The following is an 11,270-nucleotide window of genomic DNA, read 5'->3' as shown; positions in this document are numbered from 1 at the left end:
GGCTCACCAGGCCTTCGTGGCTCGTCGCTTACGCTCCTCGCACCTCAGGCAGCAGGGGCTCACGCCTCAGAAGGCGGGGTGAGTCAGTGGTCGCCGCTCACCCGCCACAGCGGGTTCACCGGGCCGTGGCCGGCGCCCAACGGGTAGGCGGCGGCCAGGCCCCGGGTGACCCACTTCTTTGCGAAGGAGACCGCGTCGGGAACCGAATAACCGTGTGCCAGGGCACAGGTGATCGCCGCGGCGAGCGTGTCGCCGGCGCCGTGGTCGTGGGTCGTGTCGATGCGCTCGTGGTTGAGTTCGATGAACTCGGCGCCGTCGTAGAGCAGGTCGGGGGAGTGGTCGCAGGACCGTAGGTGTCCGCCTTTGACAAGCGCCCAGGCAGGTCCGAGATCGAACAACGCCTTCGCCGCGTCGCGCTGCGAGTCGGCGTCGACGACATCGATCCCGGTGATGAGCCGCACCTCGTCGAGGTTCGGTGTCACCACCGTGGCCAGCGGGAAGAGGTTGTCGCGCAGGGTGTCCAGGGCGGAGTCGGCGAGTAGCTGGTTTCCGTGCATCGATGCGCACACCGGGTCGACGACCAGCGGGGAGGGACCGTCGCGACCGATGCCGCTCGCCGAGCACTGTGCGACGACAGCATCGATGATCGGTGCCGACGCCAGCATGCCGGTCTTGGCGGCGCCGACACCGATGTCGTCGGCGACCGTCGCGATCTGGGCGGCCACGGTCTCCGGTGCGATCTCCTGGAAACCGCTGACGCCCAGCGAGTTCTGCACGGTCACCGCGGTGACCGCGACACAACCGTGCAGGCCGAGGAGCGCGAAGGTGCGCAGGTCGGCCTGGATGCCGGCGCCACCGCCGGAATCCGATCCGGCGATGGTCATCACGCGGACCGGTGTCTCTCCCGGTGCTGCGACGGGCAACAACTCGACGTCGGTCAAGCAGAACCTCCGGGGATGGTCTCGAGCGGCAGGTACACGCGGTTGCCGGCCTCGGCGAACTCGGCCGACTTCGCCGCCATCCCCTCGGCGATCTTCCGGTCGATGTCCTCGGCGGTCACCAGGTTGTTCTCCTCGGCGTAGGCGCGCACATCGGCGGAGATCCGCATCGAGCAGAACTTGGGGCCGCACATCGAGCAGAAATGCGCGGTCTTCGCGGGCTCGGCCGGCAGCGTCTCGTCGTGGTACTCGCGGGCGGTGTCCGGGTCGAGGGCGAGGTTGAACTGGTCGACCCAGCGGAACTCGAAACGCGCCTTGCTCAAAGCGTCATCGCGTTCCTGTGCCCGGGGATGCCCTTTCGCGAGATCCGCCGAGTGGGCCGCGATCTTGTAGGTGATCACGCCGACCTTGACGTCGTCGCGATCGGGCAGCCCGAGGTGCTCCTTGGGTGTTACATAACAGAGCATGGCCGTGCCCGCCTGGGCGATCATCGCCGCACCGATGGCTGAGGTGATGTGGTCGTAGGCGGGTGCGATGTCGGTGGCGAGGGGGCCGAGCGTGTAGAACGGAGCCTCTTCGCAGAGTTCCTCCTCGAGACGTACGTTCTCGACGATCTTGTGCATCGGGATGTGCCCCGGACCCTCGATCATCACCTGCACACCATGGGATTTGGCGATGGCGGTGAGTTCGCCGAGGGTGCGCAGTTCGGCGAACTGGGCCTCGTCGTTGGCGTCGGCGATCGACCCCGGGCGCAGTCCGTCGCCGAGGGAGAAGGTGATGTCGTAGCGGCGGAAGATCTCGCACAGCTCGTCGAAGTGCGTGTACAGGAACGATTCCTGGTGGTGCGCCAGGCACCAGGCGGCCATGATCGATCCGCCGCGCGACACGATGCCGGTGACCCGCCGGGCGGTCAGCGGCACGTAGCGGAGCAGTACCCCGGCGTGCACCGTCATGTAGTCGACGCCCTGCTCGGCCTGCTCGATCACGGTGTCGCGGTAGATCTCCCACGTGAGGGCGACCGGGTCGCCATTCACCTTCTCGAGGGCCTGGTAGATCGGCACGGTACCGACGGGGACGGGGGAGTTGCGCAGGATCCACTCGCGGGTGGTGTGGATGTCGGCGCCGGTCGACAGGTCCATGATGGTGTCGGCGCCCCATCGGGTGGCCCACACCATCTTCTCGACCTCGTCGGCGATCGAGCTGCGCACCGCTGAATTCCCGATGTTCGCATTGACTTTCACCGCGAATCTCTTGCCGATGATCATCGGCTCCGACTCGGGGTGACGATGATTCGCCGGGATCACCGCGCGCCCGATGGCCACCTCGGAGCGGACCAGCTCGGGGTCGACGCCCTCGCGCGCCGCGATGAACCGCATCTCGTCGGTGATGATCCCTGCTTGCGCCCAGGCGAGTTGGGTGCTCGCTCCGTCGACGGGTTCCGGACGGTGCCATGCGTCGCGGGTCGGCGGCAGTCCGCGCTCCACGTCGATGACCGCATCGGAATCGGTGTACGGCCCGGAGGTGTCATAGACGTCGAGATGTTCACCGTTGGTGAGGAGGATTCGACGCTGCGGTACGCGAAGGTGGTCGACGGTGAGGTAGTGCTTGGAGCTTCCCTCGATCGGTCCGGTCGTCAGACCTGAAGTCGTGGGTGTGGTGGATACACGTGTGCCCATGATGGTTCTCCCTACGCCGGCATTACCCGGACAGGTTCGAGCGGTCGGCGACCGCCCGTCGCCATCTCAGCCCTCGGTCATCGTGAGAGCCCCCGCGTGTGTAGTTGTGTTGCGTTTGCCACCTTACATCGGCGGTCAACACCCGGTGCCGTGCACGGAAGATCACCGAGAGGTCTCGTCAGTTACGGATCCGTAAGGTACGGTGTGACCCTAGTCACAGGGGTCCTTACGTCGAGCCGCGGCGTCATGCCGGTGACCCGCCACAGTGATCACGTGAGGAGGCGTGTAGTTGCTACGCAAGAACCGGCATCGGCCGCCGCAGTCGGCTCGATCCATCCTGCAGCAGATCGCGCAGGTGGTTCACAACCCCGACCGCGAGAGGTTCGAACTCTGGGTCGCGGGAGATCTGGTCGGGGTGCTCGGCTACTCGACCGAGACCGTCGACGGTCAGACCACCATCACCGTCCTGCACACCGTGCTCTATGACGAATACAGCGGTCACGGGCTCGCCACCCGCCTGACCCGGACGGTCATCCACTTCGCCCGGGAACGCAACGCGCGGCTCCGGCCGGTGTGCTCGTTCACCAAGAACTATCTCGACCATCACCCGGGGATCGTGACGCTCGCTCCCGTATGAGGCGTGGGTCGATGTCCATTTCGGCGATCTAATGAGCACAACTTGTACATCACGGCGATGACCCGGTAGTACCTCTCGGGCGTACGGTTCGGCGGTGACCACGACCGTGAGGACATCGATGACTGCAGTGGTAGAGACGACCGTCGGCGACCCGCACCTCGAGCAGGTGCGCCGCTTGGTCAACCTCATCGACGGCCAGTGGGTCGAGGGTGAGGACACCCAGCTTGTCAGCACGAGTCCCACCTACCCCGGTGACGTCGTCGCCGAGGGGCGTCGTGCGAGTACTCGACAGGTCGACGCCGCCGTCGACGCGGCACGTCGCGGCTTCGCCGTCTGGTCGGACATGACCACGCATGAACGCGGTGCAGTACTCATCAGGGCCGCCGGGATTCTCGAGCGCGACGCGGAGCGGTTGGGTGCCGAACTCACTCGTGAGGAGGGCAAGACGCTGGCCGAGGGGATCGGCGAGGTGCAGCGGGCGGCGCAGATCCTGCGCTATTACGGCGCCGAGGGTGATCGCGATGCGGGCGAGGTGTTCTCCTCGCCGCGCAAGGGTGAACGAATCCTGGTGATGCGCAAGCCGATCGGTACGGTCGGCGTGATCACGCCGTTCAACTTCCCGATCGCGATCCCGGCGTGGAAGATCGCTCCCGCGCTCATCTACGGCAACACGGTGGTGTGGAAGCCGGCCGACACGGTACCACTTCTTGCAGTGCGTCTGGCACAGGCCCTGGTCGAGGCCGGACTGCCGGCGGGAGTTCTGAACCTGACCGTCGGTGACCGCGCGATCGGCAACAGCATCGTCAATCATCCAGGCATCGATGCGATCACCTTCACCGGTTCGACCGCAGTCGGGCGGGGGATCGCGGCGGCCGCGGCCTCGCGCGGCGTACCGGTGCAGGCCGAGATGGGTGGGAAGAACGCGGCGATCGTGCTCGGCGACGCGGATCTCGACCTGGCGGTGCAGCAGATCATGCTCGGGGCGTTCCGCTCGACCGGGCAGAAGTGCACGGCCACATCACGACTCGTCGTCACTGATGACGTGGCCGACGAACTGCTCGCTGCACTGAGCAAGGCGGCCGCCGATCTGGTGGTGGGTGACCCTCTGGATGCGTCGACCGAGATGGGCCCCGTGATCACCGCGTCGGCCCACGACAGCATCCGCAGCGGCATCGCCGGTGCGATCGAGCAAGGGGCCACCGTGCTCAGCGGCGGTGATCACGCACCCGTCTCGGCGCCCGAGTCCGGCTACTTCCTGTCGCCGACCATCCTCGAGCTGTCGTCACCGGATCTCGACGTCTGGCGTGACGAGCTGTTCGGGCCGGTTCTGTCGGTCGTCCGGGTGAGCTCGGTCGACGAGGCCTTCCGCGTCGCCGACGACGGCGAATACGGTTTGTCCGCAGCGCTTTTCACCCAGGACCTCACGCGGGCCCTGGCGGCGGTCGACGACATCGACGTCGGCATCCTGCACGTCAACTCCGAATCGGCCGGGGCTGATCCGCACGTGCCCTTCGGCGGCGCGAAGAAGAGCGGGTACGGCTCCAAGGAACAGGGCCGCGCGGCACGGGAGTTCTTCACCCACACGACGACGGTCTACCTCCGCGGAGGTGCAGCGCGCGTCTGAGGTCGGCGTCACCGATTGGCGGACCGGTTGCGTGCCGTCTGCCCCGAGGCTCTCGCGCGTCAGTCGTTGTGAAGGATGTCGAGAAGTTCACGCGCCTTGACCGCGATCCACAGTTCCGCCCGGACCTCGGCCGAATCGAGGTCGCGCCGCAGGAGCTGACCGACCTTGGTCATCCGATTGCGCATGGTGTGCCGATGAACACCGAGTTCTGTTGCAGCGCTCTCGATGTGCGTGTCGTGCTGGAGCCAGGCGCGCAGTGCGGTGACGAGATTCAACGGCGAGCTGTGTGTGGCGTCGTAGTCCTCGAGCGGTCCCAGGAGGATTCGCGACATCGCCGACAGTTCGTCGGGAGAGCGGCCGCTCAACAACATCGAGAACGTGCCCATGTCCGAGAAGTCGACGACCGGCGTCTGTGCCGGGCCGAGTCGCAGTGCAGCTGTCGCCTGACGGAGACTGTCTGAGGCATCGGTGATCGCGGCGGATGCCCCCAGTCCCGCGCGCAGTGGCCGCCCGAGCTGTGCGCCGAGTTGCGTGACGAATTCGGTGACCCACTCCACCGTGCGGTCGGCGGCGACGATGACGAACAGGACTTTCTCCTGCGGTGTCATCAGGTACGGAACGGATTGCCGCGCAAACAATCCGGCGATCTCCCGCTGAGCGGGCAGCAACGGACCGACGTCGGTCAGCGCGACCGCGACGACGCGCGCGTCCTCGTCGAAGCCGAAGTACCGGAGCAGGCTGATGTCGAGTTCGGGGCCGAGGTCGATGAGGGCTCGGGCGACGGCCGTACGAAGCCGCTGCTCGGCATCGACCACCTTCGCCGGCTTGCCCAGTTCGATCGACAGCAGCGCGACCGCGTGGGCCACGAGGAGGCGCTCCTCGGGCTGCAGCGCAACCGCCGATCCCACTGCGAGATAGCCGTTGGACTCCTGCGCGACGGACACGCTCTGCACCAGGTACGCCCCGTGCTCGTCGGTGAAGGCGCTGCTCATCTGCTGTCGGCGTCCGGGTCCGCGTGGCGCGGAACCCGCGACGGTTCGCGCGTGCGCGAGCAGGCGTGCGACGTCCTTTCCGTGCACCGACAGCGCCCTGCCGGCGGAGTCGACGAGCACTGCGGCGCAAGAGAGTGCGCGACCCAGCGTCGAGATCAGTTGGGGGATACCGCCGCGCAGGATGGCGCGCGCGAGCTTGTCCTGCTGGTCCACCACCCGCTGCACCGCCCGTACCTGGTCGGCGGTCAGCTCGTCGATCACCGCGCGGGTGATCGCGATGAACGGGGTGGGGGGAGGCACCGAAAGGATGGGGAGACCCAGTGCGTCGCCGGCGGCGCGAATGCCTTCAGGGACGGCATCGAAGGTGGTCCCGGTGTCGACGGCGAGTGCGGCCGCACTCGCCTGCGCGAGGCGCGAGACGTACTCGAACTGCTGCGCGTCCGAGGAGCCGATCGGTAGACCTGTGGTCATGACCAGCTCGCCGCCGGTGATCCATGGGGCGGGGTCGGCGAGCTCGATCGCGTGCGCCCATTCGATCACCCGATCCGCGCCCTCGTGTCCACCCACGAGAGTGAGTCCCAGGTCGGTGTTCTGGGCGAGACGCCGCACGGTCAAGGCCACGGCGACTCATCTCCTCGCAGGTCGGCGGACGGCCGGAGTCGTCCATCTGTGCGTCAGAGCATAGCGAGGGCGCCGGGAGTAGAGGTCATCCCGCTGAGGACACCAGCTGCTCTCGTAGAACCTTCTTGTCGATCTTGCCGACGGCTGTGACGGGCAGGGTCCGCACGACGCGGACGACGTCGGGCAGCTTGAACGACGCGAGGCCGCGGTCGGCGAGGAACGTGCGGAGCGTGGCCAGCTCGAGCGGCTGGGCCGGCGGATGGTCGTGGGAGAGCACGACAGCGGCGCAGATCTTCTCGCCCAGCGCGTCGTCGGGCAGCCCGACCACCGCGACCTGCCGCACGGAGGAGTGTGCGAGCAGGTTCTCCTCGACGTCGTCGGCGGCCACGTTCTCACCGGCCCGGACGATGGTGTCCTTGATACGACCGGTCACCGAGAGGTGTCCCGACGGCAGCCGGGTCACCTTGTCGCCCGACCGGTAGAAGCCGTCGGGGGTGAAGGACTTCTCGTTGTGCGCGTCGGCCCGGTAGTACCCGCGGATCGTGTACGGGCCGCGAACGAGCAGTTCACCTTCTTCGCCGTCGGGGACGTCGGCGCCCTCCTCGTCCACGACGCGCACCTCGTCGAACTCCGACATCGGCGAGCCCTGGACCGCATGCACGAGATCCCGCGGCTCGTCGGGCCGGGTGTAGCAGATGAGGCCCTCGGCCATGCCGAACACCTGTTGGACCACGTTTCCGAGTGCCTCGTCGAGGGCGACCGCGTCCGGGTGGGCGAGCTTGGCGCCGCCGACCTGCAGAAGCCGCAGGGAACTGATGTCCGCGGGCTCCCACTCGGTCGCCGCGCACCACAGCTGTGCGAGGGCGGGGACCAGCGCGGTCACCGTGACGCGGTGCCGTTCGATGAGGTCGAAGGTGTTGTCGGGGCTCGGGTTGTCGGTGAAGACGACGTGGCCGCCGACGCCGAGGACGCCGAGGATGCCCGGGCAGCACAGCGGGAAGTTGTGGGCCGCCGGCAATGCGACGAGGTAGGTGTCGTCGGCGGTCAATTCCGCGACCTCGGCCGACAGTCGTGCGTTGAGGTCGTAGTCGTCATGCGTGCGCGCGATCAGCTTGGGCAGACCGGTGGTACCGCCCGAGACCAGGAACAGGGCCGGGAGTTCGGCGCTCGGCGGGACCGGGAGATCGATCGACGCGGGGTCCGCCTCGGGTGCCGCTGCGAACGGGCCGGGATCGCCGGAGATGAACACCTGCGCGACGGCCGGGACGCGGGACTGCAGCTCGGTGGCGAGATCCCGGAAGTCGAAGCCCCGTCGACCGTCCTCGCCGATGTAGGCGACGGCCCCGGCGCCGGCGGCGAGGTGGGCGATCTCGGTGATCCGGTGCGCGGGCAGGGTCATGACCGGCGCGACGCCCGCGCGGAGCAGACCGAGCAGATTCACGACGAACTCGAGCGAGTTGTTCTGCTGGAGGACGACGCGTTCTCCGGGGCGGAGTCCGGCGTCGACGAAACCGGCCGCGCGACGTAGCGAGGCCTCGCGCAGTTCGGAGTAGGTGAGCGTCTGCGGCCCGTCGATGGAGGCATCGGTGACGGCCGGGGCGTCGGGGGCGCGGTCGACACTGGCGTCGAAGCCGGTGAACAGTGGGAGTCCGCGGAACAGTCCGGCGTCGCGGTAGCGGTCTGCCTGGGCGTCGGCGTACGGGGTGAAACCGTCGAGCAGGTCGGTCGCGTGGTCCTGAGGCGTCGGCATGGGTCCCATTCAAACACAGGCAGGGTAGGGTAACCTTACCGGCCGGTCGGGGTGGTGGATTCGTACGCTACGCCGCCCACCTGGACGGTCTGTTTGATTAGGCTGCCCTAATATCTCTAGGATCACTGGTGCTGCCGCCCACGACCGGAGGACAAGGACATGTCGCTGACGACCGACTCGCGGACATCGAGGATCGATGCTGCGGAACTCGGCCTCGACGGGGCTGCCGGCCTGATCGCTCCGGCGACACCGCTCACCGAGACGGTGGCCGCCCGGATCGCGGCGGCCTGGGCCGGTTCCGGCGAGTTCGGCGACCACGTCGTCTACGAGCGCAACCGTCGATGGGCCTTCGCCGCGGGCGTCCGCGTGCGTGTCGTCGTCACCCGCCGCGAGATCATCGTCGACGACCAGGGTCGCCGGACGGCCACCGCATGGCACGGTGACCCGGCCGATGCTCTGGCCGCAGCGACAGAGTCGCTGTCGGTCGCCGATTGGCGTCTCTACGGGTGGGTCGGTTTCGACTTCTGCGCGCCGTACCACGGCATCCTCGAACGCGTTCCCGACGACACGGTGCTCGCGCACCTGATCGTTCCCGAGTTCGAGGCCTTCGTCGACGCGGATGGGGTGGACACCGGCACCGCCGACCCGGAGCGAGCTCGTCGCCTCCTCGAGATCGCCGCCACCGCAGGCGATCCCGGGACGTCGCGGCCCGTCGACGTGCGGGTCGACACCGAGGACTACCGCGGCCGCGTCGCCGCCGCCGTCTCCGAGATCGCGGCCGGTCGCTACCAGAAGGTCATCCTCTCCCGCGCGGTGGACATCCCCTTCGCGGTCGACATCCCCGCCACCTATGCCCGCGGCCGTGCGGACAACACCCCGGCACGTTCCTATCTGCTCTCGCTCGGCGACCTCTCGGCTGCCGGATTCAGCCCCGAACTCGTGGTCGCGGTGCACGCCGACCGCACCGTCGTCACCGAACCCCTGGCCGGGACAAGGGCTTTCGGGATCTCCGCAGACCACGACGCCGCCGCCCGGGCCGAACTCCTCGGCGACGCCAAGGAAGTCGCCGAACATGCGATGTCGGTGCGCGCCTGCTACGACGAGATCGCCTCGATCTCGGCCGCCCAGACGACAGCGGTCAGCACGTTCATGGAGGTGCGGGAGCGCGGCAGCGTCCAACATCTGGCCTCGACGGTGAAGGGCACCCTCGCCGAGGGTGAATCACCCTGGCGTGCCCTCGAAGTCGTATTCCCGTCGATCACCGCGTCCGGAGTGCCCAAGACCGCGGCCGTCGACGCCATCGACCGCCTCGAGTCCCGGCGGCGCGGGCCGTACTCCGGCGCGGTCCTCGTCGCGTCGTCGTCGGGTGAACTCGAGGCGACGCTCGCCCTGCGCACCGTCTTCTCGTCCGGCGGCAAGGCGTGGCTGCGGGCCGGCGCCGGCATCGTCGCGCAGTCGACGCCGGAACGCGAGTTCGAGGAGACCTGCGAGAAACTGGGCAGCGTCGCCCCGTACGTCATCCCACGCTGACCGGCCGTTACGTTCGAAGTACCACCCGATCCCACCAGGAGTCATCACATGTCCGACCACATCACCGAAGCGCTGCACGGCATCCTCACCGAGGACCTCGACCTCGCGCTCGGCGAGGTCACCCGCGACTCGCGGCTGATCGACGACCTGGGCCTCGACTCGGTGGCGTTCGCCATCGGCGTCGTCGCGATCGAAGAGCGTCTGGGTGTGAAGCTATCCGAACGCGAGCTCTTCGAGTCCGAGACGGTCGGCGATCTCGAGGATCTCGTCCGCGCGAAGGCCGGGACGCCGGCCTGAGCCGGAACGAGATACGAGTCGGGGGAGAGGTGAGCGTGGACACCGGAGTGCAGACGTACGCAGAATTGCTCGACGAGGCGTTCGACGAGAAGGTCGCCGCGTGGACGGCCCAGGCCGAGAGCGATCACCGATTCCCGCGACCGCTGCTCGAACACCTCGGTGAGGCAGGGGTTTTCGCCCGCAAGTGGGAAGACCGAAAGCTCACCGACCTCCACGACCACTTCGCTCTCGGCCGTCATCTCGGCTCGCTGGGCTCGGCCGCGATCGGCGTCGGTGTCAGCCTGCATGATTCGGCCATCGCCATCCTCCGCCGTTTCGGGCGGAACGACTTCTTGAAGGACCTGGCGCAGCGGGCGATGGCCACCGACGCCGTCCTGTGCATCGGTGCGTCCGAGGAACAGGGCGGTTCGGATCTACAGAACTCGGAGACACGGATCTTTGCCGAGGACGGCGGCTATCGGGTCGTCGGCGCCAAGAAGTTCGTCTCGCTCTCGCCGATCGCGGACCACATGTTCGTCGTGTGCCGCGGCGTCGAGGACGGCCCCGACACCGGCGGCAACGTCGCGCTGGCCGCCGTGCCGATCGACAAGGTCGACGTCGGTGCGCCGTACGAGAAGCTGGGCGCCGGACCGCTCGACACCGCGCCGGTCACCATCGATACCTGGATTCCCGAGGAGGCGCTGATCGCCCGGCCGGGAACGGGGCTGGCGGTCATCAGCTGGGGGCTTGCGCACGAACGCTATTCGGTCGCCGCGCAGATCGCGGCCGCGTGCGAGGTGATGCTCGGCGTGACGCTCGCCCGCATGATGGAACGCACGCAATTCGGTAAGAAGCTCTACGACCATCAGGCGCTTCGTCTGCGGCTCGCGGATCTGCAGGCCCGCGTCGACGTGCTGAGCTACTCGCTCGACGGCGTCGCTGCCGGGGGAAAGATCAACCTGCGCACCGCCGCTGCGCTCAAGGCGACCGCGGCGAACCTCGGCGAGGAGGTCGCCTCGGAGTGCCTGCACATCTTCGGCGGGATCGGTTATCTCGAGACCGAGACGCCGATCGGACGCTGGTGGCGCGACATGAAGCTCGCTCGCGTCGGCGGCGGCACCGACGAGGTGCTGTGGGAACTGGTCGCGGCGGCCATGAAACCCGATACCGAGCGTTACCAGCAGTTCTTCCCCCGTTCTCTCAACCAGGCGCCCTGAGCGTCCCTC

General features: G+C 68.0%; 9 protein-coding genes and 1 riboswitch. Of the genes, 5 read left to right on the top strand and 4 right to left on the bottom strand.

Features of this window, described 5'->3' with window-relative positions; all coding sequences use genetic code 11:
* Nucleotides 1-83: 83 nt before the first annotated feature.
* Together thiD and thiC are read right to left on the bottom strand one after the other, a co-directional pair.
* Nucleotides 84-941, bottom strand: a complete 858-nt coding sequence (gene thiD / locus OK17_RS20195; protein WP_461418530.1) for a bifunctional hydroxymethylpyrimidine kinase/phosphomethylpyrimidine kinase — start codon at nt 939-941, stop codon at nt 84-86.
* Nucleotides 938-2,614, bottom strand: a complete 1,677-nt coding sequence (thiC, locus tag OK17_RS20190) for a phosphomethylpyrimidine synthase ThiC (protein ID WP_461418529.1) — start codon at nt 2,612-2,614, stop codon at nt 938-940. The genes thiD and thiC overlap by 4 nt, the downstream gene beginning before the upstream one ends.
* Nucleotides 2,606-2,720, bottom strand: a riboswitch (TPP riboswitch). It overlaps the preceding gene by 9 nt.
* A gap of 183 nt (nt 2,721-2,903) precedes the next feature.
* On the opposite strand from thiC, the gene OK17_RS20185 reads away from it, so the two are divergent.
* Together OK17_RS20185 and OK17_RS20180 are read left to right on the top strand one after the other, a co-directional pair.
* A complete protein-coding gene (locus OK17_RS20185) occupies nt 2,904-3,251 on the top strand; it encodes a GNAT family N-acetyltransferase (protein WP_232715087.1) in 348 nt (115 codons plus the stop codon).
* A 118-nt stretch (nt 3,252-3,369) separates the two neighbouring features.
* Entirely contained in the window at nt 3,370-4,875 is a 1,506-nt protein-coding gene (locus OK17_RS20180) for an aldehyde dehydrogenase family protein (RefSeq protein WP_461418528.1), read from the top strand.
* A 59-nt stretch (nt 4,876-4,934) separates the two neighbouring features.
* Here the strand turns inward: OK17_RS20180 and OK17_RS20175 are convergent, their stop codons facing one another.
* Nucleotides 4,935-6,488, bottom strand: a complete 1,554-nt coding sequence (locus OK17_RS20175) for a PucR family transcriptional regulator (RefSeq protein ID WP_461418527.1) — start codon at nt 6,486-6,488, stop codon at nt 4,935-4,937.
* Between the two features lie 85 nt (nt 6,489-6,573).
* Nucleotides 6,574-8,238, bottom strand: coding sequence for a (2,3-dihydroxybenzoyl)adenylate synthase (locus OK17_RS20170; RefSeq protein ID WP_461418526.1), 1,665 nt, complete (start codon nt 8,236-8,238; stop codon nt 6,574-6,576).
* A gap of 159 nt (nt 8,239-8,397) precedes the next feature.
* Here OK17_RS20170 and OK17_RS20165 point away from each other — a divergent pair, with 159 nt between their 5' ends.
* From OK17_RS20165 to OK17_RS20155, 3 genes are read left to right on the top strand one after another with little or no spacing between them, the layout of a single operon-like run.
* Nucleotides 8,398-9,768: a salicylate synthase gene (locus OK17_RS20165; RefSeq protein ID WP_461418525.1), complete on the top strand. Its 1,371-nt coding sequence runs from the start codon at nt 8,398-8,400 to the stop codon at nt 9,766-9,768.
* Nucleotides 9,769-9,816: 48 nt separating this feature from the next.
* The gene (locus OK17_RS20160) at nt 9,817-10,065 is read left to right on the top strand and encodes an acyl carrier protein (RefSeq protein ID WP_232715095.1); all 249 of its coding nucleotides are present in this window, start codon (nt 9,817-9,819) and stop codon (nt 10,063-10,065) included.
* A 29-nt stretch (nt 10,066-10,094) separates the two neighbouring features.
* A complete protein-coding gene (locus tag OK17_RS20155) occupies nt 10,095-11,261 on the top strand; it encodes an acyl-CoA dehydrogenase family protein (RefSeq protein WP_232715096.1) in 1,167 nt (388 codons plus the stop codon).
* Nucleotides 11,262-11,270: the final 9 nt, after the last annotated feature.

The organism is Gordonia sp. GN26 (genome assembly GCF_054823965.1).
The sequence above is the reverse complement of the archived record's forward strand: the minus strand, read 5'-3'. Positions and strand labels throughout refer to the sequence as shown.